This is a genomic window from Bosea sp. NBC_00550 (genome assembly GCF_026020075.1).
Lineage (GTDB): Bacteria > Pseudomonadota > Alphaproteobacteria > Rhizobiales > Beijerinckiaceae > Allobosea.
The window spans coordinates 1,931,385-1,953,966 of record NZ_CP102772.1 but is presented as its reverse complement, the minus strand read 5'-3'; the positions used below and the strand labels follow the sequence as shown (position 1 = coordinate 1,953,966).

Here is a 22,582-nt window from a genome sequence, read left to right as displayed (position 1 = left end):
GCCTTATCTGGGCGGTACGACGAGTCTGCGCGAAAGAGCTGCCCATGATCGTGAACGACCTCGACATCGACGACATCAAGGCGGGCCTGAGCGACGGCTCGATCCTGCTCGTCGATGTCCGTGAGCCGTATGAATTCGCCGCCGGCCATATCCCCGGCTCGGTCTCGCGGCCGCTCTCGCAGTTCGACCCGGCGGATCTGCCGAATGAGCCGGGCAAGCGACTCGTGCTGTCCTGCGCCGCCGGAGTGCGCTCACGGCGGGCGCTGGAATTCGCGCAATCGGCCGGTCTAGACATCGACAGCCATTATGCCGGCGGCTTCAAGGACTGGCTGATGCATGGCGAGCCGGTCGTGCAGGATTGACGGCGCATGCCGCGCTCTCCCGAGATTTCGCCTACCAGGGATCGGACCATGTTGACCCGAGCGTTCTTCTTCGGCGCTGCCTGCGCCGCCGCCGCCCTTCTTGCCGCGCCGAATGCCACCTTGGCCCAGCCGGCCGCGACCGTCCCGGCCGGCAGCGCGAGCAAGGCGGGGGACGAGGATCTCCAGGCCGCGATCACCAAGTCGAACGCCTATACGGCGCTGATGAACCGCACGCTGCGCGCGATCCAGTCCTGGGAGCGCTATGCGAGCTGGGTCGACATGAAGAAGGGTCCGACCGGCAAGGAGCGCTACATCACCTACGGGCTCTACAGCCTTTATGACGTGGCGGGCGAGATCAAGAAGGCGGAGGAAGCGATGGCGCGCGAGCCGAAGCTGCCGGCGATCGACGCCACCGTCGGGAACTACATCAAGGCCTATCAGGAGCTGGCGCCGTCGATCACCCGGGGCGAGCGCTATTACGACCGCAAGGACTATCGCGACGACAACCTCGCGGAGGGGCAGAGGCTGCATGCGCTGATGGTGCCGGCCGCCAAGACCTTCCTGGAGGAGCGGGCCAAGCTCGATGCGCTGATGCGCGTCTACAAGAAGGGGCTGGACCAGCGCGAGCTTGCCTCGGTCGAGCAGCGGGAGGGGCGCTCGGCGCGCTGGCAGGTGCGCAACATCATGATCAATGCGCGCGCCGTGATGGATCTGATGCCGAGCAACGAGAGCCCGGTCGTCGACCTGAAGGTCTTCAATGCCGCCATCGCCGACTATGCCGGCGCGGTGCGCGAGATGGACGCGTTCAAGGACAAGAACCCGTCCGGCGTGCCCTTCATCGAGAGCCAGGCGAGCTCCTGGCTCGGCAAGCTGCGCGACTTCAGCGACAAGCTGGCCAAGAGCAAGGGCGATGTCCGGCGTGGCGCCGCGCGCGACGCGAACTGGATCGTCAACAACTATAACACCATGGTCTCGCTCTCGGAGACGGCGATCCGGACCGCGCGCTGAGAGTAATGCGCAGAACGCAGCCCCCGCGCCACGTGCCGGGGGCTGACGTAGCGCCGTTTCTGTTCCAGTCTTTCATCAGACCAATCTGAGGATATGCCTCATGCGTCCCATGAAATTCGGTTTCGGCCAGCCTGTGAGGCGGGTCGAGGATCAACGCCTGACGACCGGCACGGGCCGGTATACCGACGACATCGCCTCGGAAGGGGCTCTGCACGCCTTCGTGCTGCGCTCTCCCTATGCCCATGCCCGCTTCACGATCGGCGACACCGGGACCGCCCGCCAATTGAAGGGCGTGAAGCTGATCCTGACCGGCAAGGACGTGGCCGATTATGGCGACCTGCCCTGCAAGGGGGTGATCAAGACCACCTCCGGCGAGATGGTGAAGCCGCTGCCGGTCCCGGTCCTGCCGACCGACACCGTGCGACATGTCGGCGAGGCCGTGGCCTTCATCGTCGCCGAGACGCTGGCGCAGGCGCGCGACGCGGCCGAAGCGATCGAGATCGACTGGGGCCCGCTGCCGGCTGTGACCGGCATCGCAGAGGCCTTGGCCGAGGACGCGCCGCAGGTCTGGGCGGACCGGCCGGGCAACGTCGCCTTCGAAGCCGAGCAGGGCGACCGCGAGAAGACCGAGCAGGCCTTCGCCAAGGCGGCGCGCACGGTCTCATTGACCGTCGTCAACAACCGCCTCGCCTCCAACTACATGGAGACGCGCGCCTGCATCGCCGAATACGACAAGGCCGAGAAGCGCTGGACCCTGACGCTGGGCAGCCAGGGCAGCCATGGCATGCGCGACCTGATCGCGAACTATGTGCTGAAGGTCGATCCCAAGCGCATCCGCGTGGTGACGCCCGATGTCGGCGGCGGCTTCGGCACCAAGATCTTCCTCTACCGCGAATATCCGCTGGCGATGATCGCGGCCGAGAAGCTGAAGCGCCCGGTGCGCTGGGTCTCCGACCGCAACGAGCATTTCCTCGCGGACACGCATGGCCGGGCCAATCTCGCCAAGGCGACGATGGCGCTCGACGCGAAGGGCAGGTTCATCGGCCTCAAGGTCGATCTCTCGGCCGAGATGGGCGCCTATCTCTCGCAATATGGGCCTTTCATTCCCTGGGTCGGCACGACGATGACGCCGGGCTGCTACAGCATCCCGGCCGTGCACGTGCTGTTCCGCGGCGTGCTGACCAACACGACACCGGTCGACGCCTATCGCGGCGCGGGGCGCCCGGAGGCGGCCTATCTGATCGAACGGCTGGTCGATGCCATCGCGCGCGAGACCGGCAAGACGCCGGAAGCGGTGAGGATCCAGAACTTCGTCAAGCCTACAGAGATGCCGCACAAGACGCAGACCGGGCCGGTCTACGATTCCGGCGAGTTCGAGGGCCATATGCGCCGCGCCATGGACGTGGCCGACTGGAAGGGCTTCAAGGCGCGCCACAAGGCCTCGGCCAAGGCCGGCAGGATCCGCGGCATCGGCTTGGCCTGCTATATCGAGGCCTGCGGCGGCGGCGGGCCGGAAAGCTCGACCGTGATCCTCGAGAAGGACGGCACGGTCACCGTGCTGATCGGCACGCAGTCGAACGGGCAGGGGCATGAGACGGCCTACTCCCAGCTCGTCTCGCAGCATCTCGACATCCCGATGGACCGCATCCGCGTGATCCAGGGCGACACCGATCGCGTCGAGACAGGTTCGGGCACCGGCGGTTCGCGCTCCATCCCCGTCGGCGGTGCGGCGCTCAACAAGGCGACCGAAATCCTGACCGACAACCTCAAGCAGCTCGCCTCGGAGAAGCTGGAGGCGGCGGTCGGCGATCTCGAACTCGTCGATGGTGCGGTCAGGATCGTCGGCACCGACAAGGCGCTCGACCTCGCGGCCATCGCCGCGCTGCCGGGAGCATCTCCCGCCCTGCTCAAGGTGCACCAGAGTTGGCAGCCGCCGGAGGCGACCTATCCGAACGGCACGCATGTCTGCGAACTGGAGATCGATCCGGGCACCGGGGCGACCGAGATCCTCAACTATGTCGTGGTCGACGATTTCGGCGTGACGCTGAACCCGCTGATGCTGCAGGGACAGGTGCATGGCGGCGCGGCGCAGGGCATCGGCCAGGCGCTGATGGAGGAAATCCGCTTCGATCCGGACGGGCAGATGCTGACCGCGACCTTCATGGATTACGCCCTGCCGCGCGCGATCGACATCCCGAACTTCCATTTCGAGACGCGCAATGTCCGCTGCGTCACCAACGCCATCGGCGTGAAGGGCGCGGGCGAGGCGGGGGCGATCGGTGCCTGCCCGGCGGTGATGAACGCGATGGTCGATGCGCTCGATCGCGCAGCCGGCATCAAGGCCATGGACATGCCGGCGACGCCGCTCAAGGTCTTCAACGCGCTCAAGGAAGCGGGCTATCCGCTTTGATGCAAGGGCGGGTTTGCGCAGGTGCAAATCCGTTCACGCAAAAGCGACTGGCTTACGTCGCGATCATCGTTTGATCTGGACGAGTTCAAAACGGCGCCGTCCGGCACCGGCTTGCCTCAAAGGGGATAGGGATGATCCGCACTGCTTTCGTGCTCGCCGGCCTTGCGCTCGGCCTCTCCGCCGTGACGGCGCAGTCGAACCCGATCGCGGAGCGCCAGCAGGCGATGAAGGCGATCGGGGCTGCGACGCGCGAAGGCGCGGCCATCGCGAAGGGAGACGTTCCCTTCGATGCGGCCAAGGCGCAGGCCGTCTTCAAGACATATGCCGATGCGGCGAAGAAGGTGCCGGGGCTGTTCCCCGACAATTCCAAGACCGGCGAGACCACGGCTTCGCCGAAGATCTGGGAGGATCAGGCCGGGTTCAAGGCCGCTTTCGCCAAGTTCGAGGCTGACGCCGCGGCGGGCGCCGCCGTCACCAGCCTCGACGGTTTCCGCCCGGCCTTCGGTGCGGCGACGAAGAATTGCGGCACCTGCCACGAGGCCTATCGCGTCAAGAAATAGGCCGACCCGGCCACTTGTGACGTGCACCGAAGCGGGCGCCAGTGATGGCCGCCCGCTTTTTCGTGACCGAGGCAGCCTTGGCTGCTCCCTCGCCGTCATGCTCGGGCTTGACCCGAGCATGACGGAAACCAGCGCCTTCTCGTCATGGGATTCCCGGGTCTGCGCTTCGCTTCGCCCGAGAATGACGCCTTTTGCCGGGCGGCAGCGTGGTTCTATGGAAGATCGTCACGCTCAGTTTGGAATTGCTGCGTTTTGAGGGTTGCCGATGAGACGCCGGCCCGTCCAATCTGGCGGACGCGCCTTGTGGAGATGCCGATGCTGTTGCTGCGCCGCATGTTCGTGACCCTCGTCGTGTTCGTGGCGCTGGCCTTCGCCGGCTTCTACGTCCTTACCGATCCGCGCGTGGTCTCGCCCTCGCCGGAGGTCGGCGCGCTGCCGGCGGCGGATATCGAGAACGGCAAGCTGCTGTTCGCGGCGGGAGGTTGCGCCTCGTGCCATGCGACGCCGGGGCAGGACGACAAGCTCCGGCTCGGCGGTGGGCTCGCGCTCGCCTCGCCCTTCGGCACCTTCCATGCGCCGAACATCTCGCCGCATACACGCGACGGCATCGGCAATTGGGGTGTGCAGGACTTCGTCGATGCGATGGCGGCCGGCGTCTCGCCGAAGGGGCAGCATCTCTACCCAGCCTTCCCCTACACCTCCTACCGGCTGATGCCACCGCGGGCTCTGGCCGATCTCTTCGCCTATATCCGCACCCTGCCGCCGGTCGAGGGCCGGGCGGCGGCGCATGACCTGCCATTCCCATTCAACATCCGCCGTCTGGTCGGCGGCTGGAAGCTGCTGTTCTTCGAAGGGGCGTCCTTCCGTCCGGACCCGACGAAGAGCGAGGCGTGGAATCGCGGCGCCTATCTCGTCAACGGCCCCGGCCATTGCGCCGAATGCCACTCGGCTCGCAACGCGCTCGGCGCGATCATCCCGGCGACCCGCTTCGCTGGCGGCCCCGATCCTGAAGGTAAGGGCTGGGTGCCGAATATCACGCAGTCCGAAAACGGCCTCGCCAAATGGTCGAAGGAGGAGATCGCGGAGCTGCTGAAGACCGGCTTCACGCCGAGCTTCGACAATGTCGGCGGCACGATGGCGGCAGTGGTGCGCAACATCGCGCAACTCCCGGACGCCGACCGGATGGCAATGGCGGAATACCTGAAATCGCTGCCGGCGGTGGAAGGGCCGGCACGGCCGCAGGCGAAGTGAGGAGAGGCCGGCTCGACCAACCCACGGGCGCAGAGGCTGCTATCGGTGAAAAGAAGCATTCGCCCTATCATCAGCGGATGCGCTTCAAGGCCTTAATGCTCGACGTCGACGGCGTCGTAATCGTGCACCCTGATCCCCGCGGCTCGTCGGCGCATCTTGAACGCGACCTCGACCTGTCAAGCGAGCTGTTGCATGCGGCTTTCTTCCAGCCGCACTGGCAAGACATCATTCTGGGACGCGCCGATCTGCGAGCGCGCCTCGAACCGGTACTTGCCGAGATCGCGCCGCATCTCAGCGCGGAGACATTAACGCGATACTGGTTCGAAAACGATGCTCACCTCAATCATGGTCTGCTTGCGCAACTTGACCCGATCAGGTCGGCCGGAGTGAAGCTTCACCTCGCCACGGTGCAGGAGCATCAACGAGCCCGGCACATCTGGCACGGGCTGGAGCTGAAGCGCAGCTTCGACGATATGCACTACGCGGCAGAGCTTGGTTGCGCCAAACCCGATGAGCGCTTCTTTCGCGCGGTAGAAGCAAAAAGCGGCTTTTCTCCTTCGGATATATTCTTCATCGACGATAAGCAGGCCAACGTCGATGCAGCACATGCGAGGGGGTGGAGTGCGGCTTTGTGGAATGGGACGCGGTCGGTTACTGCCTTGATGGAACAGGCGGCTGATTGCGGTCCGTCTACTCCATCACCGCCGCCTTGAGATGCAGCCCATCAAGGCGTGGCCGGGTTCGTTGCCGACGCAGCGGACGACGTGGCGGCGGTCGCAGCGTTTCGCCGACCTTGGCGCGCTGGACGATGTTGCTGACCTCGACCTCGAATTCTCCTGCGGTGACCGAGAGCGCTTCGATCGAGCGCCGTCGCGAGAGTGGCAAAGCTAGCTTTGGCGAACGCCGCTGGTCGCAGTCGTATGCCACCTTTGCGCATGGCGCTCCCTATTTTGAGTGCCTCGCATCGACTTATCCTTTCTCCTGCCTCGGACTAGACTTACCTCGTCGGGCCAAAGCTTCGGGAGGGTGAATAGTGGCTGGAAAGGAAGATGTTCACCTTCTTTGCGCATCCAATACCCGGTATATCATGCCGCTCACCGTGATGTTGACGTCAGTAGTGTGCAACTACAAATCAGATCGGCCGTTGCATATCCATGTTCTGACCTCCGATATCGAGGCTGCCGCGCGGCTCGAGCTTGAGCGGGTGATCGGCGAGATGGCGCGCGAGAAGGTCGAGATCACCTTCCACTGGTCGCCAGTCGATCTCTCTTCTTTCGAGGCGTTTTTCTCACAAGGGGATCTGAAGTACATCTCGCCAGATGCCTATTCGCGACTGCTGGCCCCCCATGTCCTGCCAGCCGATTGCGAGCAGGTCATCTATCTCGACTGCGATCTCGTCGTCCTGGCGGATCTCGCTTCGCTCAGCGATGCAGCGAACCCCGAATTCGCGATTTCGGCTGTATCGAACGTTTGGTATCCTTACGTATCGTCGAAGCTGGATGCGCCACCGGCATTGAATACGTCGTCGACATCGGAATCCGATCCCGTTGTGTTCAACTATGCCGAGCTCGGCATCCCGCCATCAAACCGCTATTTTCAAAGCGGTGTACTCGTCATTAATCTGAAGCTCTGGCGAGAACGTAACGTGTCGGAGCGCGTGTTTCATTATCTCGCCGAGCACAAGGACCGCGTTCAGTTTCTCGATCAAGGCGCGCTCAACGCAGTCCTCTTCGATGACTGGTTCCGCCTTGACCAGCGCTGGAACCAGGTGTCCACCTCCCTGCTTCCGGAGCGATGGGTTGCGCCAGCCTACAGCCGTGCCGAATGGATCTCTTCCAGAAACAGCCCATTCATCGTGCACTATGACGGCAAGTACAAACCATGGAATGCTGACTACAAAAAACCGCGGTCATCATTTTTCGTCAGATACCTGAAGATGACGCCATACTGGCGCAGGGTTGATATTTCGCCTTTTGCGAAGCTTGAAAGCGTGATCGGCTATCGAGCCTTCTACGCGCTGTGGCGTCTCAAGAGGGCGGCAGTCGGCTTGCTGCAGACGGCTTTGCGGCCTGCCTGACAAATCTGTTTCCGGCGGGCGCGAGGCTCTCGTTGCATGGCCGAGGGCCTGCGTCGGCCTTTCGCGCCCGTCTGGTCGAGGCCTGCTTCAACGTTGTCGCGGTCTATCTGGCGGGGGGCGTTCGCGTCGCCGGCTGATCGAGAGGAGGAGCAAATCCCGCGCCCGGCGGCTCGCAGCGCTCCGTTGCCCCTCGAATATAAAACGCCCGCGCGATGCGCGGGCGGGAAGATGCGTGCATGGGAGCGGAGCGTCTGCCTACTCCATCACCGCCGCCTTGAGGATGCAGACCATCAGGGCGTGGCCGGGTTCGTTGCCGACGCAGCGGACGACGTGGCGGCGGTCGCAGCGGTAGCGCAGCGTCTCGCCGGCCTTGGCGCGCTGGACGATGTCGCCGACCTCGACCTCGAACTCGCCGGCGGTGACCGAGAGCGACTCGATCGAGCCACGCTGATGCCCCTCGGAGTCGAGCTCCCCGCCGGGCTCGGACGAGACCTCGTACCATTGCAGCCATTCGACCGTCTTGATCCAGCCGACGATCGCGAGCCTGAGCTTGCCGTCCTCGGAAACGAGGATCGGCGTGTCGGCTCGTGTGGTCTTGTCGATGAAGGGCTCTTCCTCGCCGCTGGAGAGCACGCGCTCGATCGAGATGTCGAGCGCCTGCGAGAGCCGCCAGATCGTCGCCAGCGTCGGGTTGGTCTCGTTGCGCTCGATCTGACTGATGATCGACTTGGCGACGCCGGACTGCTCGGCGAGATCGGAGAGCGAGAAATTATAGGCCTTGCGCAGGCGCTGGATCGTCTTGCCGAGCTGGCCCGAGATCACCTGAGCTCCGGACTCAAGCTCCCGCCCGCCGCGCTCTTTCGTCTCGATTCCCATGCATCCGGCCCCGTTTCGACTGATGTGTCGTTTGTAACGGCGGACGATCGTTTGAACAAGCGAACAATGCCCATGCGGGCGTCAGGTTATGCGGCTGGGGCCGACCTCGCGCTGCTCGCGCCGTGCGAGGCCGAGCTGGCGTTCGCGCAGGATCACATAGATGCCGGAGGTGATGACGATGAAGGCGCCGATCAGGATCGTCATCGGTGGCCATTCGCCGAACCAGAACCAGCCGATCGCCACGGCCCAGAGCATCGTCGAGTACTCGAACGGCGCGATCAGCGAGGCATCGCCGTAGCGATAGGCCTGCACGATCAGGATCTGGCCGAGCCCGCCGAGGATGCCAATGACGACCATCAGCAGGGCGTCCTGGAGATCGGGGATGTTCCAGCCGAGCAGGATGGTCGAGAAGCCGAGCAGGCTGGTCAGCAGCATGAAGTAGAAGACGATGGCGCCGGTGCGCTCGGTCTGGGTCAGGAGCCGGACCTCGACCGAGGCGAAGGCCGAGCAGAAGGCGCCGGCGAGGCCGAGCGCGGCGCCGATGGCCGAGCCCGTGCCCATCGGATGGGCGCCGGCGCCGAGATGTGGCGAGAGCATGATCAGCACGCCGACGAAACCGATCGCCACCGCGCTCCAGCGATAGATGCGGACCCGTTCCTTGAGGACGAGCGCGGCGAGCATGACGACGGCGAGCGGCGCGGCGTAACCGATCGCCACCGCTTCCGACAAGGGCAGGAACTGCAGCGCCGCGAAGCCGCAGAACATGCCGGTCGAGCCCATGATGCCGCGCTTGAGGTGGCCGCGCAGATTGCTCGTCTTCAGCGCCGCCGGCAGCTCGGAGCGCCAGGCCAGCCAGATGAGCAGGGGGATCATCGCGAAGAAGGAGCGGATGAAGACGATCTCACCCGTCGGATAGCGCGTCGAGATCGACTTGATCGCCGCCGACATCAGGGTGAAGGCCAGTGCCGAAACCAGCTTGAGGGTGATGCCGAGAAAAGGGGACAACGGAACGGTGCGCCAGGGGAGCAGGAACGGTTTCGAGCGAAACCGTTCCTGTGCTTAGACCATGTCCAGGCAGGGCGGCGAAGCGTGAACTCTGCAACCCCGCCAAGCCCGCGGCGCGCGGCTCAGAACGTGCCGCGGAAAGAGCCCCCGTCGATCAGGAAATTCTGGCCGGTAATGTAGCCGGCATGGTCGCTGGCGAGGAAGGCGCAGAGCTTGCCGAATTCGTTCGGCGTGCCGAGGCGGCCGGCCGGGACCGCGGCGAGCCGCTTCTTCGTGGCCTCCTCGATGCTGATGCCCTGCATTTCGGCGACCTTGGTGGTCGCGGTCTTGATCCGGTCGGTGTCGAACACGCCGGGCAGGATGTTGTTGATGGTGACGTTGGCATGCGCGACCTCGCGGGCCACGCCGGAGAGAAAGGCGGTCAGGCCCGCGCGGGCGGCGGAGGAAACGTCGAGGCCGGTCAGCGGCGTCACCACGCTCGCGGAGGTGATGTTGACGATGCGGCCGAAGCGGCGCTCGATCATGCCGTCGATGACGCGCTGAACCAGCTCCAGCGGCGTCGCCATGTTCTGCACGACGCCTTCCAGCAGTCCGTCGCGCGTCACGTCGCGGAAGGGCTTGGGCGGCGGGCCGCCATTGTTGTTGACGAGGATGTCGGGGTTGGGCGCGGCGGCGAGCAGGGCGTCCTGTCCGGCGCGGGTCGAGACATCGGCGACGACGGCGATGATCGTCGCGCCGGTCGCGGCGCGGATGGCGCTTGCGGTGGCCTCGAGGGTCGTGGCGTTGCGGCCGTTGATCACGACGGTGCAGCCGGCTTCCGCCAGGGCTTCGGCGCAGCCGCGGCCGAGCCCCTTGCTGGAGGCGCAGACGATGGCCGTACGGCCGGCGATTCCGAGATCCATGGCGTTCTCCGATGAGCAGGGAGGCTTTCGAGGCCCTCACCCAGACCATGGATTGGCCTCGCCGTCATCAAAGCGCAACGCAAATCAGACACACGCCCCGAGCATCGCAACAGCAGGGGCTGTCCGGTATGGGCGACGAGGACGACGCGAAGCAGGTCCGCAGCATCTTCATCTCGGATCTGCATCTGGGGACACGCGGGGCGCAGGCCGATCTCGTCCTGGAGTTCCTGCGCGCCTACGACGCGCCGCAGATCTATCTCGTCGGCGATATCATCGACGGCTGGCGGCTGAAGAGCGGCTGGTATTTCCCGCAGGCGCATAACGACGTGATCCAGAAGCTGCTGCGCAAGGTGCGCAAGGGCTCGAAGCTGATCTACGTCACCGGCAACCACGACGACTTCCTGCGCGATTTCACCGGCCTGCAGTTCGGCGGCATCACGCTGGTCGACGACATCGTCCACGAGACCGCCGACGGCAAGCGCCTGCTCGTCATCCATGGCGACCTGTTCGATCTCGTCGTGCGCAACGCCAAATGGCTCGCCCTGCTGGGTGACTGGGCGTACACGCTGGCGCTCGGACTCAACATGGCGCTGAACAAGGTGCGCCGCTGGCTGCAGCTGCCGCACTGGTCGCTCTCGGCCTGGGCCAAGCACAAGGTCAAGAACGCCGTGAACTATATCGGCGAGTTCGAAACCTGCCTTGCCGCCGAGGCGCGCCGGCACCATGCCGACGGCGTGATCTGCGGCCATATCCACCACGCGGCCCATCGCGAGATCGAAGGGCTGACCTACATCAACACTGGGGACTGGGTCGAAAGCTGCACGGCGTTCGTCGAGCACCATGACGGGCGTTTCGAGCTGATCCGCTGGCCGCAGGACCGGCTGAGGGGCGAGGCCGCCGCGCCGGTCGTCGTGCCGGTGCGCCCGGTCGCCGTGCCGGAACTGGTCGAGGCGGCCCGGAGCAAGCTCGGGCCTTTTGAGCTGGCGCGCATTCTTGGCGTTCGGCCGGAAACGGCTGAACGGAAAGCGCGCTGATGCGCGTCCTCGTCGCCACCGATGCCTGGCGCCCGCAGATCAACGGGGTCGTCCGCTCGCTGGAGCGGATGATCGCGGCGGCGCCGGATTTCGGGGTGACCGCGCAGGCGCTGACACCGGAAGGCTTCCACCAGATCGGCCTGCCGAGCTATCCCGATATCCGCCTGGCGCTGGCGACGCGCCGCGCGCTTGCCGCCCGCATCGCGGAGTTCGCGCCGGATCATATCCATATCGCGACGGAGGGGCCGATCGGCTGGCTGACGCGCGCCGTCTGCCTCGCCCAGAAGCGCCCGTTCACGACGAGCTACCACACCCGCTTTCCGCAATACATCGCCGCCCGCTGGCCGATTCCGGAGAGCTGGAGCTACGGGCTGCTGCGCCGTTTCCATGGTCCCGCCGCAGCCGTGATGGTCTCGACAGCGACGGTGGAAGAGGAACTGCGCCAGCACGGCTTCCAGCAGCTGGTGCGCTGGGGGCGCGGGGTCGATCTCGGCCAGTTCCATCCGCGCCCGCAGAGCCTGCTCGACCTGCCGCGGCCGATCTTCCTCAGTGTCGGACGCGTGGCGGTCGAGAAGAATCTCGACGCCTTCCTCTCGCTGCGCCTACCGGGCAGCAAGGTCGTCGTCGGCGATGGGCCGGCACGGGCCGATCTGCAGCGCGCCTATCCCGAAGCGCATTTCCTCGGCATCAAGGAAGGCGAGGAACTGGCGGGAATCTACGCCTCCTCCGATGTCTTCGTCTTCCCGAGCCTGACCGACACCTTCGGCATCGTGCTGCTGGAAGCTGCGGCAAGCGGACTGCCGGTCGCGGCGTTCCCGGTGCAGGGGCCGCGCGACGTCTTCGCCGGCAGCGACGCTGGCGTGCTGGACGAGGATCTCCGCAGTGCCGCCATGCAGGCGCTGCGAGTACCGCGCGAGATCTGCCTGGAACTCGCCGCCCGCCATAGCTGGGCGCACAGCGCGGCGCAGTTCTACGGGCATATCAAGCGGGTGGCGCAGCAGGCGGGTTATGTACCGCGCGAGGCGGGCGCGGTGTCGCCGTCCAGTTTCACAGCCTTCGCGAACGGGCGTGGCGTGGAACGGCGGGGGCTGTCGCGGCGCCTGCCGGCTTGAGCTGGGCGCGGAAGCCGTCGCGCCGCTCGTGGACCGAGGCGATGACGAGGCCCATCGGCACACCGAGCCCGACCAGCGCCGCCTCCGACAGCTGCAGGCTGGCTTCGATCGTCTCCGGCACGGCATCGTTGACGCCGATCTCGTAGAGATGGCGGGCATGGGCCGCGTCGCGGGCGCGGGCGACGATGACGATGTCGGGCCTCAGGGTGCGGGCGGCTTGGACGATTGCATCGACGGCGCGGGAGCCGTCGATCGTCACGATCAGCGCCGTCGCATCTTCCAGACCGCAGAGGCGCAGGAACTCCGGCTCGGTCGCGTCGCCATAGAAGGCCGGGCGGCCGGCCCGGCGTTGCGTCGTGATCAGCGAGGCATCGGAATCGATGATGATGTGGGACTTGCCGTGCTCGTCCAGCATCGAAGCGACGAGCCGGCCGACGCGCCCGCCGCCGACCACGATGGCGCGCGGCGCATGGTCGTCGGGCGGGAGCACGGAGGCCTCGTCCGGTAGGATGACCGGCCGCGCGAACTTCTGGGCGAGGTTGCGGGCGATCCTGGCCTGCAAGGGCAGCGCGACCATCGTCAGCGAGACGGCGGCGAGAACGATGCTGGTGGCGCTCTGGTCGATCAGTCTCGCACCCGTCGCGGCATTGAGCAGCACGAAGGCGAACTCGCCGCCGGGCGCGACCATGAGCGCGGTTTCGAGCGCGGTCGCCGAGGACAGCCGGAAGCGGCGGGCGAGCGCAAAGGTGATGGCCGCCTTGACCAGAATGAGACCCGCCGACGCGCCGAGAATCGCTCCGGGATGTGCCGCGATCTGCCCCGGGTTCACGCTCATGCCGACGGCGATGAAGAAGACGCCGATCAGCAGCGACTTGAACGGGTCGATGGTGACTTCGATGGCGCGGCGGAATTCCGTCTCGGCGAGCAGCAGCCCGGCGATGAAGGCGCCCAGCCCCATCGAGAGCCCGGCCGTCGCCGCGATCAGGCCGGTGCCGAGCGCGGTGAGCAAGGTCGCCGCCATGAAGCTCTCGGTCGAGCCGGTCGAGGCGACGAGGCGGAAGAGCGGCCGCAGCGCCAGCCGGCCGATGACGATGATGGTGGCGATCGCAGCGAAGGCCTGGATGAACGCCTGCGCGAGGCCCGCGAGCAGGGAACCCGTGCCGTTCTGCGCGTCGAGGACGCTGATCAGGAAGAGTAGAGGGATGACCGCGAGGTCCTGGCAGAGCAGGATCGCGAAGCTGGCGCGGCCGGCCGAGGTCGTCATCCGCTTCTTGGCGGCGAGAAGTTCGACCACCATCGCGGTCGAGGAGAGGGCGAGGCCGAAGCCGATGATGAGGGCGGCCGCCGCCGGCTGGCCGACGGCATAGGCGACGAGCCCGATGGCGGCGGCGCTCAGCCCGACCTGGCCGAGACCGAGGCCGAAGACGAGGCGCCTCATCGTCATCAGGCGCTCGAAGGATAATTCCAGCCCGATGACGAAGAGCAGGAAGGCGACGCCTAATTCGGCCGGCCCGGCCAGGGCTTCCGGACTCGAGATGGTGACCGTGCCGAGAAGCGGCACCTTCGACACGAGGCCACCCAGTCCGAACGGGCCGAGAAGGGCGCCGCATGCGACGAAGGCGATGATCGAATTGACCTTGAGGCTCTTGGCGAGAGGCACGATCACGCCCGCCGTCGCGAGCACGACGACGACGTCCCTATAGGCGGAAGGATCGACTGTTCCGGCCAAAGCCTGACCTTACGATTCGAGGAGTGAGGTATGCCGATAATTCTTGCGGTTCGCGGCGGCGCAACACAACCTTGGAATCGCGTTGGCGGAAAGAAATTCGCGTTGCCTGATGAGGCTTTACGCCGGAGGTCTCGATCCGCGTCGACAAAAGCGGTTTCCGGCCCGAGGCAGGATGGGCTAGCGTCCGCCGGTTCGCTCATAAGGATCGTCCATGCGCTTTTCCGGCACCGAGAACTACGTCGCGACCGAGGATCTGACCGTTGCCGTCAATGCCGCGATCCGGCTTGAGCGTCCGCTGCTGGTCAAGGGCGAGCCCGGTACCGGCAAGACCGTGCTGGCCGAGGAGATCGCCGCCGCGCTCGGCGCGCCGCTCATCACCTGGCACATCAAGTCGACGACCAAGGCTCAGCAGGGCCTCTACGAATATGATGCTGTCAGCCGCCTGCGCGACAGCCAGCTCGGCGATCCCCGCGTGTCCGACATCGCCAACTACATCAAGCGCGGCAAACTGTGGGAGGCTTTCGCCTCGCCCGTCCGGCCCGTGCTGCTGATCGACGAGATCGACAAGGCCGATATCGAGTTTCCCAACGACCTTTTGCTCGAACTCGATCGCATGGAATTCCACGTCTACGAGACCGGCGAGACGATCAAGGCGGCGCAGCGGCCGGTGATGATCATCACCTCCAACAACGAAAAGGAATTGCCGGACGCCTTCCTGCGCCGCTGCTTCTTCCACTACATCCGCTTTCCCGATGCGGAGACGATGCAGCAGATCGTCGAGGTGCATTTCCCCGGCATCAAGAAGCGGCTGATGGAGGAGGCGCTCAGGCTGTTCTTCGAGGTGCGAGAGGTGCCGGGCCTGAAGAAGAAGCCCTCGACCTCCGAACTGCTCGACTGGTTGAAGCTGCTCGTCGCGGAGGATATCGGCCCCGAGGTGCTGCGCGAGCGCGATCCGCGCAAGCTGATCCCGCCGCTGCACGGGGCGCTGCTCAAGAACGAGCAGGACGTCTCGCTGTTCGAGAAGCTCGCCTTCATGGCGCGGCGCGAGAGCCGCTGAGGCCGGCGACGGTTTCGCAGGGCGGGATCGCCGCTGCAAGATCGACCCCCGGCGCGATGGCGCGGACAGCCTCGCCGAGGTCGACATCACGCGTCAGCAGGACATAGTCCTGCGTCTCGGATGTCTTCAGATAGCTCGTCCAGGATCGGCTTGTCCGAGAGGTCGCCGAGCCGGCAGGCCTTTTCGGCCGTCAGGGCCAAGCTGCCGCGATTGCCGCTGTTCTGCGGCCCGACGAACATCTCTTCCCGGAAGGCGCCGATGCGGATGGCGTCGCTCTCGCTCAGCCTGAACACGCTGAAGCGGCGCCCGGGAGCTGTCATGGTCGGCAGCTTCGCGAGCTCGCTCGCTTCACGGAGGGAAGCGATCCGGCTTTCGGACGAAAATCAAAGTTTCGTGTAACGCAACGCCATGCCCGTCGTCGTCGAACTCGATGTCATGCTGGCGCGTCGCAAGATGCGCTCGAAGGAACTCGCCCAGCGCATCGGCCTGACCGAGCAGCAGGTGTCGCAGCTCAAATCGGGAAAGGTGCGCGGCATGCGCTTCGACACGTTGGCGCGCATCTGCGTGGTCCTGCAATGCCAGCCGGGCGATCTGTTGCGCTACGAGCCGGATGCCGAAATCGGCGGCGGCTGACCCCTCGCAAATCCTGCACGGCATCGCTAGGTTCTTCCCATGCGACGCCTCATGCTTCTGCGCCACGCCAAGTCTAACTGGCCTACCGGTGTGGCCGACCGCGACCGTCCGCTCGCCACGCGCGGGCATGAAGCCGCGCCCGTGATGGGGCGCTATCTCGCCGATGAACTGCTGCTGCCCGACCTCGTACTGGTCTCGCCGGCACGGCGGACCGTCGAGACCTGGGAGCTGGTGGCTCCCATGCTGCCGGAAAAGCCGCCGATGCATTTCGAGCCCCGCATCTACGAGGCCAAGATGGAGCGGCTGCTGGAAGTTGTGCAGGACATCGAGGGCAATGTCCGGACCCTGCTGATGGTCGGCCACAATCCCGGCTTCGCCGAACTCGCGACACTGCTCACGGGCCATGGCGACCGCTACGCGGCGGCGCGCATGAGCCAGAAATACCCGACCAGCGGCCTCGCGGTGCTCGATTTCGCGGTCGACGACTGGGGCGACGTGGCCGCGCGCGGCGGGCGGCTCGACCGCTTCGTAACGCCGGCTTCGCTGGGCGAGGGGCCGGACGAGTGATGCCGGCGTCGTCGTGAGCGACCCCTCCTATCTCGACAATGCCCGCAACGCGGCGCTGGCCTTCGGTGACAGCCTGCTCGGGCTGGCGCGGCCGCGCCTGCGGATCGGCGTCACCGGCCTGTCGCGCTCGGGCAAGACCGTCTTCACCACGGCGCTGATCCAGAACCTGATCGAAGGGGCGAAGCTGCCGGTGCTGAAGGCGGCCTCGGAAGGTCGTATCGCCCGCGTGCGGCTGGTGCCGCAGCCCGACCCGCAAGTGCCGCGCTTTCCCTACGAGGCCCATCGCGCCGCCATGAACGGGCGGGATCGGCGCTGGCCGGAATCGACGCGACGCATCGCGGAGCTGCGCGTCGAGATCGACTACGAACGCGCCGCCGGCTGGTTCAAGGGGCCGGCGACGCTGACGCTCGACATCGTCGACTATCCCGGTGAATGGCTGCTCGACCTCGCCCTGATCGGGCAGGACTACAAGAGCTGGTCGGCGCAGGCCGTGGCCGATGCGCGCAAGCCGCACCGGCGCGCGGCCGCCGAAGCCTGGCTTGCCGATCTGGAGAAGCGCGACCCGGGTGGGCCGCCGGACGAACTCGCGGCTGAGGCCGCGAGCGATGTGTTCAAGGATTATCTCGCGCGGTTGCGGGCCGATCCGGAGGCCGTGGCGGTGACGCCGCCCGGGCGCTTCCTGATGCCGGGCGATCTCGAAGGCTCGCCGGCGCTGACCTTTGCGCCGCTCGATCTCGGCCATGACCACGAGCCGCAGCCCGGCACGCTCGCCGGGCTTATGGCGGAGCGCTTCGAGGCCTATAAGCGCGTCGTCGTAACCCCCTTCTTCCGCGATCATTTCGCCCGGCTCGACCGGCAGATCGTGCTGGTCGACGTGCTCGCCGCGCTCGATGCCGGCGCCCCGGCGCTGGCCGATCTCGAAACGGCGCTGGGGCAGGCGCTCGCCGCCTTCTCGGTCGGCCGCAATTCCTGGCTGTCGAGCCTGTTCGCGCCGCGCATCGAGCGTGTGCTCTTCGCTGCCACCAAGGCCGACCATATCCACCACAGCAGCCATGACAGGCTCGCGGCGGTGATGTCACATCTGGTCGGGCGGGCGATGGGGCGGGCGCAGGGTGCGGGCGCGCGCGTCGAGGCGATGGCGCTTGCCGCCGTGCGCGCGACGCATGAGGTGCGGATCAAGCAGGGGCGCGAGGAGCTTCCGGCCATCGCCGGCGTGCCGGAAGCCGGCGAGGAGATCGACGGGCAGGTCTTCGACGGCGTCACTGAGGCCGCCATCTTTCCCGGCGATCTGCCGGAGCGGCCGGAGGCGATCTTCGACCCGAAGGCGCATTGGCAGGTCAGGGCGCCGCGCTTCAGGCCGCCGCTGGTCGAGCCCGACGCAGGCGGGCGATCGAAGCCGCCGCCGCAGATCCGCCTCGACCGTGCGCTGGAGTTCCTGATCGGGGACCGGCTGGCATGAGGAGTTTGCGCCCATGAGCAAGGCACCGCGCGCGATCCTTCTCGGCGACAAGGCCGCGGACGCTGTGGCTGTCGACGATGGAGCCCTTCGCCGCGGGGAGGTCGCGATCCTGCCCGAGAGCGAGCCGATCGATGCCGTCGAGCCGGCGGTGGCGCCCGCTGCCAGGCGCCGCTTCTCATGGGGCACGCTTTTCGTCGCCGGTCTCTCGGGCTTCCTGGCGCTGGCGGCCGGCGTCTGGGTCGAGAACACGATTCGGTCGCTGATGAGCCAGAATCCGGCGCTCGGCTATGCGGCTCTGGCCTGTGCCGCCGCTGCCGCGCTGGCGCTCCTCGTCATGCTGGCGCGGGTGCTCCGCGACATCCTGCGCGAGCGAAAGGTCGAAGCCCTGCGCGAGCGCGCGACCCTGGCACTTGCGAGCGGGACGCCGGACGAGGGCAGGGCAATCGCGGAGGAGCTCGTCGGGCTCTACAAAGGCCGCGCGCAGACGGCGCAAGGCCGCGCGGCGCTGCAGGAGGCGCTGCCGCAGCTCTTCGCGGCGCGTGACATGCTGACGGTGGCGGAGCGCAGCCTGCTCACGCCGCTCGATGCGATGGCGCAGGCGCAGATCGCGATCGCGGCGCGGCGCGTTTCGCTTGTCACGGCGGTCAGCCCGCGCGCGCTGGTCGATGTCGTCTTCGTGCTGGTCGCCTGCGCGCGGCTGTTGCGCTCGATCGCCGGCATCTATGCCGGGCGGCCGGGCACGCTCGGCCTGCTGCGGCTGGCCCGACAGGTCCTGAATCATCTCGTTCTGACCGGCGGCATCGCGGCGGGCGATGCAGTGATCCAGCAGGTGGTGGGGCAGGGGCTCGCGGCGAGGCTTTCGGCCAAGCTCGGCGAGGGCGTCATCAATGGCATGCTGACGGCGCGGATCGGGCTTGCGGCGCTCGAAGTCTGCCGGCCGTTGCCCTTCGTCGAAGCGCGCCCGCCGACGCTGGCGGAGGTCGCGGGCGACTTGGCCTCATGGCGCGGCAGCAAGGACTCCGAAGGCTGAGCCCGGCAGAATCTGCCGGGCCTTGGGCGAATCTGCCCGGTCAGGAGTGCCGCAAAACCCTTCGTAAACGATATAACCCTCTGAAACCAAAAGAACACTCGCATGGCATGCGCCGTGCAGATCAGGCCTCGAGTTGTGGGCAGCCCTTGGGGGGCGGCCGGTCGAGGTGAGGGTTCCATGGGTGTTTTCAGTGCGCTGACGACGGCGGTTTCGGGGATGACGGCGCAGTCCTATGCGCTGGAGAACATTTCCGGAAACATCGCGAATTCGCGGACGACCGGCTACAAGCGCGTCGACACGACCTTCGCCGATCTGGTGCCGGATGCGGCGCTGAACCGGCAGATCGCCGGCTCCGTCGCGGCCTTCAGCCAGGCGACGAACTCGATCCAGGGCGACCTCAACGCCACCCGCATCGACACCAACGTCGCGATCAACGGCGACGGCTTCTTCGTGGTCGACCAGCGGGCGAGCGGCGTCGGCGCGAACACCCAGTTCGCCAACCAGAACCTCTACACCCGCCGCGGCGATTTCGACTTCGACGCCAACGGCTATCTCGTCAACGGCGCGGGCTACTACCTCAAGGGCCTGAAGATCGACCAGGTGACCGGCCAGCTCGTGGGCACCCAGCCCGAGGTGCTGCGCATCACCAAGGAGCAATTCCCGGCCAAGGCGACGACCTCGATCGAGTACCGCGCCAACATCCCGGCCTATCCGAAGACCAACAATGCCGACAGCACGGTTCCGGGCTCGGAACTGCTCAGCCCTGCCGCGTTCCCGGCGAGCAACCCGCTCTCGACCACGCAGGGCGGCACCGGCATCGTCGTCGGCAGCGAGGTGACGAACTTCCTCAGCCGCTCGATCCCGGGCGGCTCGGTCACGGTGTATGACCAGCTTGGCCGGGCGACCAGCGTCGAGCTGCGCTGGGCCAAGACCACCAACGCTTCGGCAGGCCCGCCGGCGACAACCGACACCTGGAACCTGTTCGTCGCCGAGAATACCGGCGCGACCGGCACCGCCGTCGCCTATCGCAACGCCAATGTCAGCGTCACCTTCGGCTCGACCGGGCAGATGACCAACCCGGCCAGCGGCGACATCCCGATCCCGACCATGACGATCGGCGGCACGACGATCACCGGCATCAACCTGACGACAGGCGGCAATGGCCTGACCCAGAACGGCGACGTCAGCGGCCAGATCGACGCCCGCAGCATCCGCCAGGACGGCTACACCGCCGGTACGCTGGATCGCGTCTCCGTCTCGGCGGAAGGGCAGGTCATCGGCACGTTCAGCAACGGCCAGGTCGTGGCGCTGGCCCAGCTTTCGGTGGCGCGCTTCAATGCCGACAATTCGCTCAAGCGGCTCGATGGCGGCGCCTTCGAGGAAACGATCGAATCCGGCCCGCCGATCATCGGCCTCGGCACCTCGCAGCTCGTCGGCGGCAGCGTCGAGCAGTCGAACACCGACATCGCCGACGAATTCTCGAAGATGATCGTCACTCAGCAGGCCTATTCGGCCAACACCAAGGTCATCACCACCGCGCAGGAGATGCTGAGCGCGGTGTTCAACATCATCCGCTGAGCCGTTTCGGCAAGGCCGGCGCGGCCCAGGAGGGCCGCTGCTAGCGACAGGAGTTGGCGATGGGTCTGAGTACCTCCCTCAATACGGCGATCGGCGGCCTCAACGCCACGCAGGTCGGCATCGGCGTCGTTTCGCAGAACGTCGCCAATGCGGGGACGACGGGCTATGTCCGGCGGTCGGTCTCGACCAATGACAGCCTGTCCGGGCTCACCATCGGTGTGCAGAACACGCAGGTGCAGCGGCTGCTCGACAAGATCGTGCAGCATCAGCTCTGGCAGGAGTCCTCGGGCGCCGCCTACACCTCGACGCGGGCGAGCGCGATGTCGAACCTCGACAAGCTCTACGGCGCGCCGGGCAGCGCGACGGCGCTCGACACGATCTTCAGCAAGTTCACCGGTGCGCTGCAGGCGCTGCAGAACGACCCGTCTTCCTACAGCCTGCGCTCGCAGGTGATCGACAACGCCACACAGCTCGCGCGGCAGCTCAATACGCTCTCCAACGGCGTGCAGGCACTGCGCAGCCAGGCCGAGAGCGGCATCGCCAACGGCGTCACCAAGGTCAACGACCTGCTCGGCGCGCTGACCAAGGTGAATGCGCGCATCGTCGCGAGCCCCAACGACAGCGCGACCGCAAGCCTGCGCGACCAGCGCGACCTGATCCTGTCCGAGCTGTCGCAATACATCGACATCAAGACCACGGAAGATGCGCGCGGCTCGATCAGCGTCGTCACCGGCTCGGGCACGCAGCTCTTCGACGGCAAGCCGGCCGTCACCTTCAGCTTCGACGAGCATGCCGGGCTCGGGCCCGACGATCAGTGGAACATCGACCCGGCGAAGCGCGGGGTCGGCACGATCACGATGAAGGACGCATCCGGGAATGCCTCGGATGCGATCGCCAACAAGATCTTCCGCTCGGGCGAGATCGCAGCCAATATCGAGCTGCGCGACAAGACGCTGGTGCAGGCGCAGGCCCAGCTCGACGAAATAGCCGCGCAGATGTCGAAGGCGCTCTCTGACCGCGAGATCGCCGGCACGGCCGTGACGGCGGGCGCCGCCTCCGGCTTCGATGTCGATCTGGCAGGCTTGCAATCCGGCAATACGGTCACGCTCGACTACAAGGCGACGCCGGGGGGCCAGACGCAGCGCTTCACCTTCGTCAGGGTCGATTCTGCTGCTTCGCTGCCGCTGCCGACATCGGCCGGCGGCGATGCCAACAATCGCGTCATCGGCATCGACTTTTCCGGCGGTCCGGCTTCGGTCGCGGCCCAGATCCAGGCTGCGGTGGGCGGAGGCTTCACGGTCTCCAACACGGGCTCGACCCTACGCATCGTCGACGACGGCGCGGCGGGCACGCGCGACGTGCTCGGCCTGACGTCGCGGCCGACCAACACGGCACTGTCTTCGGCAGGCGGAACGCCGGAGCTGCCCTTCTTCGTCGATGGCTCGGCCGGGACGCCCTTCACCGGTTCCTATGAAGGCGGCTCGCAGACCGTCGGCTTCGCGGGGCGGATCGCGATCAACCCGGCGCTCGTGGCCGATCGATCGCTGCTCGCCGTCTACAACACCTCGCCCCCGACGGCACAGGGCGACGCGACCCGGCCCAAGCAGATGCTCGAGCGGCTGACGCAGAGCCAGCGCTCCTTCACCAATGCGGTCGGGCTCGACGGCAACAGCGCGACCTCGACCACGACGATGGCCAACTTCGTCCAGCGCGTGGTCTCGTCGCAGGGGCAGGCCGTCGAGGCGGCCCAGCGCCTCGACGAGGGCCAGCAGGTCGCGCTCGCCTCGATCCAGAGCCGTTTTCAAGCAACCGCGCAGGTCAATGTCGATCAGGAGATGTCCATGCTGATCGAGCTGCAGACCGCCTACGCCGCCAATGCCCGCATCATCTCCACCGTCAAGGAGATGATGGACGTGCTGCTGAGAGTGTGAG

21 protein-coding genes are annotated in these 22,582 nt (G+C 66.5%); 16 read left to right on the top strand and 5 right to left on the bottom strand.

The genetic code is table 11. The features are described 5' to 3' along the window. Window positions 1-44 precede the first annotated feature (44 nt). From NWE53_RS09335 to NWE53_RS09305, 7 genes are all read left to right on the top strand, one after another. On the top strand, window positions 45-362 hold the full coding sequence (locus NWE53_RS09335) for a rhodanese-like domain-containing protein (protein ID WP_265054041.1): 318 nt from the start codon (window positions 45-47) through the stop codon (window positions 360-362). Between the two features lie 48 nt (window positions 363-410). Beyond that, window positions 411-1,370 carry a YiiG family protein gene (locus tag NWE53_RS09330; RefSeq protein WP_265054040.1) on the top strand — a complete coding sequence of 320 codons (960 nt, stop codon included), beginning with the start codon at window positions 411-413 and terminating at the stop codon, window positions 1,368-1,370. Between the two features lie 100 nt (window positions 1,371-1,470). Continuing rightward, window positions 1,471-3,780 (top strand): xanthine dehydrogenase family protein molybdopterin-binding subunit, encoded by a 2,310-nt coding sequence (locus NWE53_RS09325; RefSeq protein WP_265054039.1) that lies wholly within the window; start codon window positions 1,471-1,473, stop codon window positions 3,778-3,780. A 131-nt stretch (window positions 3,781-3,911) separates the two neighbouring features. After that, window positions 3,912-4,340, top strand: a complete 429-nt coding sequence (locus NWE53_RS09320) for a c-type cytochrome (RefSeq protein ID WP_265054038.1) — start codon at window positions 3,912-3,914, stop codon at window positions 4,338-4,340. A gap of 321 nt (window positions 4,341-4,661) precedes the next feature. Beyond that, a complete protein-coding gene (locus tag NWE53_RS09315) occupies window positions 4,662-5,591 on the top strand; it encodes a c-type cytochrome (RefSeq protein WP_442865021.1) in 930 nt (309 codons plus the stop codon). 95 nt (window positions 5,592-5,686) lie between these two features. Continuing rightward, window positions 5,687-6,304 (top strand): HAD-IA family hydrolase, encoded by a 618-nt coding sequence (locus NWE53_RS09310; RefSeq protein WP_265054036.1) that lies wholly within the window; start codon window positions 5,687-5,689, stop codon window positions 6,302-6,304. Window positions 6,305-6,624: 320 nt separating this feature from the next. Continuing rightward, window positions 6,625-7,668 carry a glycosyltransferase family 8 protein gene (locus NWE53_RS09305; protein ID WP_265054035.1) on the top strand — a complete coding sequence of 348 codons (1,044 nt, stop codon included), beginning with the start codon at window positions 6,625-6,627 and terminating at the stop codon, window positions 7,666-7,668. Window positions 7,669-7,923: 255 nt separating this feature from the next. On the opposite strand, the gene NWE53_RS09300 is transcribed toward NWE53_RS09305, so the two are convergent. The 3 genes from NWE53_RS09300 to NWE53_RS09290 form a co-directional block, all read right to left on the bottom strand. Next, window positions 7,924-8,544 carry a helix-turn-helix domain-containing protein gene (locus NWE53_RS09300; protein ID WP_265054034.1) on the bottom strand — a complete coding sequence of 207 codons (621 nt, stop codon included), beginning with the start codon at window positions 8,542-8,544 and terminating at the stop codon, window positions 7,924-7,926. Between the two features lie 81 nt (window positions 8,545-8,625). Then, a complete protein-coding gene (locus NWE53_RS09295) occupies window positions 8,626-9,549 on the bottom strand; it encodes a DMT family transporter (RefSeq protein WP_265054033.1) in 924 nt (307 codons plus the stop codon). A gap of 122 nt (window positions 9,550-9,671) precedes the next feature. After that, entirely contained in the window at window positions 9,672-10,451 is a 780-nt protein-coding gene (locus tag NWE53_RS09290) for an SDR family oxidoreductase (protein WP_265054032.1), read from the bottom strand. Between the two features lie 128 nt (window positions 10,452-10,579). Between NWE53_RS09290 and NWE53_RS09285 the strand changes: the two genes are divergently transcribed. Beyond that, a complete protein-coding gene (locus NWE53_RS09285; RefSeq protein WP_265054031.1) occupies window positions 10,580-11,485 on the top strand; it encodes a UDP-2,3-diacylglucosamine diphosphatase in 906 nt (301 codons plus the stop codon). After that, the gene (locus NWE53_RS09280; protein ID WP_320109562.1) at window positions 11,485-12,597 is read left to right on the top strand and encodes a glycosyltransferase family 4 protein; all 1,113 of its coding nucleotides are present in this window, start codon (window positions 11,485-11,487) and stop codon (window positions 12,595-12,597) included. Before NWE53_RS09285 ends, NWE53_RS09280 begins: the two co-directional genes overlap by 1 nt. Here the strand turns inward: NWE53_RS09280 and NWE53_RS09275 are convergent. Then, entirely contained in the window at window positions 12,533-14,326 is a 1,794-nt protein-coding gene (locus NWE53_RS09275) for a cation:proton antiporter domain-containing protein (protein WP_265054030.1), read from the bottom strand. The two genes, NWE53_RS09280 and NWE53_RS09275, sit on opposite strands and share 65 nt — an antisense overlap. 211 nt (window positions 14,327-14,537) lie before the next feature. On the opposite strand from NWE53_RS09275, the gene NWE53_RS09270 reads away from it, so the two are divergent. After that, the gene (locus NWE53_RS09270; protein ID WP_265054029.1) at window positions 14,538-15,383 is read left to right on the top strand and encodes an AAA family ATPase; all 846 of its coding nucleotides are present in this window, start codon (window positions 14,538-14,540) and stop codon (window positions 15,381-15,383) included. An 86-nt stretch (window positions 15,384-15,469) separates the two neighbouring features. On the opposite strand, the gene NWE53_RS09265 is transcribed toward NWE53_RS09270, so the two are convergent. Continuing rightward, window positions 15,470-15,703, bottom strand: a complete 234-nt coding sequence (locus tag NWE53_RS09265) for a hypothetical protein (protein WP_265054028.1) — start codon at window positions 15,701-15,703, stop codon at window positions 15,470-15,472. Window positions 15,704-15,791: 88 nt separating this feature from the next. Between NWE53_RS09265 and NWE53_RS09260 the strand changes: the two genes are divergently transcribed. The 6 genes from NWE53_RS09260 (at window position 15,792) to flgK (ending at window position 22,581) form a co-directional block, all read left to right on the top strand. Further along, window positions 15,792-16,016, top strand: a complete 225-nt coding sequence (locus NWE53_RS09260; RefSeq protein WP_265054027.1) for a helix-turn-helix domain-containing protein — start codon at window positions 15,792-15,794, stop codon at window positions 16,014-16,016. Between the two features lie 39 nt (window positions 16,017-16,055). Next, complete coding sequence (locus NWE53_RS09255) at window positions 16,056-16,583, top strand: SixA phosphatase family protein (RefSeq protein ID WP_265054026.1); 528 nt, start codon at window positions 16,056-16,058, stop codon at window positions 16,581-16,583. A gap of 13 nt (window positions 16,584-16,596) precedes the next feature. Continuing rightward, the gene (locus NWE53_RS09250) at window positions 16,597-18,042 is read left to right on the top strand and encodes a YcjX family GTP-binding protein (RefSeq protein ID WP_442864999.1); all 1,446 of its coding nucleotides are present in this window, start codon (window positions 16,597-16,599) and stop codon (window positions 18,040-18,042) included. Window positions 18,043-18,055: 13 nt separating this feature from the next. Next, window positions 18,056-19,072, top strand: a complete 1,017-nt coding sequence (locus tag NWE53_RS09245; protein WP_265054025.1) for a YcjF family protein — start codon at window positions 18,056-18,058, stop codon at window positions 19,070-19,072. Between the two features lie 177 nt (window positions 19,073-19,249). Further along, the gene (locus tag NWE53_RS09240) at window positions 19,250-20,650 is read left to right on the top strand and encodes a flagellar hook protein FlgE (protein ID WP_265054024.1); all 1,401 of its coding nucleotides are present in this window, start codon (window positions 19,250-19,252) and stop codon (window positions 20,648-20,650) included. A gap of 59 nt (window positions 20,651-20,709) precedes the next feature. Next, window positions 20,710-22,581 (top strand): flagellar hook-associated protein FlgK, encoded by a 1,872-nt coding sequence (gene flgK, locus NWE53_RS09235; protein ID WP_265054023.1) that lies wholly within the window; start codon window positions 20,710-20,712, stop codon window positions 22,579-22,581. The last annotated feature ends 1 nt before the right edge of the window (window position 22,582 follow it).

Coding starts and splice junctions, on each gene's coding strand:
- NWE53_RS09335 (WP_265054041.1), top strand. CDS start 45: ATGATCGTGAACGACCTCGACATCGACGACATCAAGGCGGGCCTGAGC.
- NWE53_RS09245 (WP_265054025.1), top strand. CDS start 18,056: ATGAGCAAGGCACCGCGCGCGATCCTTCTCGGCGACAAGGCCGCGGAC.
- NWE53_RS09285 (WP_265054031.1), top strand. CDS start 10,580: ATGGGCGACGAGGACGACGCGAAGCAGGTCCGCAGCATCTTCATCTCG.
- NWE53_RS09320 (WP_265054038.1), top strand. CDS start 3,912: ATGATCCGCACTGCTTTCGTGCTCGCCGGCCTTGCGCTCGGCCTCTCC.
- NWE53_RS09265 (WP_265054028.1), bottom strand. CDS start 15,703: ATGACAGCTCCCGGGCGCCGCTTCAGCGTGTTCAGGCTGAGCGAGAGC.
- flgK (WP_265054023.1), top strand. CDS start 20,710: ATGGGTCTGAGTACCTCCCTCAATACGGCGATCGGCGGCCTCAACGCC.
- NWE53_RS09325 (WP_265054039.1), top strand. CDS start 1,471: ATGCGTCCCATGAAATTCGGTTTCGGCCAGCCTGTGAGGCGGGTCGAG.
- NWE53_RS09240 (WP_265054024.1), top strand. CDS start 19,250: ATGGGTGTTTTCAGTGCGCTGACGACGGCGGTTTCGGGGATGACGGCG.
- NWE53_RS09330 (WP_265054040.1), top strand. CDS start 411: ATGTTGACCCGAGCGTTCTTCTTCGGCGCTGCCTGCGCCGCCGCCGCC.
- NWE53_RS09255 (WP_265054026.1), top strand. CDS start 16,056: ATGCGACGCCTCATGCTTCTGCGCCACGCCAAGTCTAACTGGCCTACC.
- NWE53_RS09290 (WP_265054032.1), bottom strand. CDS start 10,451: ATGGATCTCGGAATCGCCGGCCGTACGGCCATCGTCTGCGCCTCCAGC.
- NWE53_RS09300 (WP_265054034.1), bottom strand. CDS start 8,544: ATGGGAATCGAGACGAAAGAGCGCGGCGGGCGGGAGCTTGAGTCCGGA.
- NWE53_RS09270 (WP_265054029.1), top strand. CDS start 14,538: ATGCGCTTTTCCGGCACCGAGAACTACGTCGCGACCGAGGATCTGACC.
- NWE53_RS09310 (WP_265054036.1), top strand. CDS start 5,687: ATGCTCGACGTCGACGGCGTCGTAATCGTGCACCCTGATCCCCGCGGC.
- NWE53_RS09280 (WP_320109562.1), top strand. CDS start 11,485: ATGCGCGTCCTCGTCGCCACCGATGCCTGGCGCCCGCAGATCAACGGG.
- NWE53_RS09260 (WP_265054027.1), top strand. CDS start 15,792: ATGCCCGTCGTCGTCGAACTCGATGTCATGCTGGCGCGTCGCAAGATG.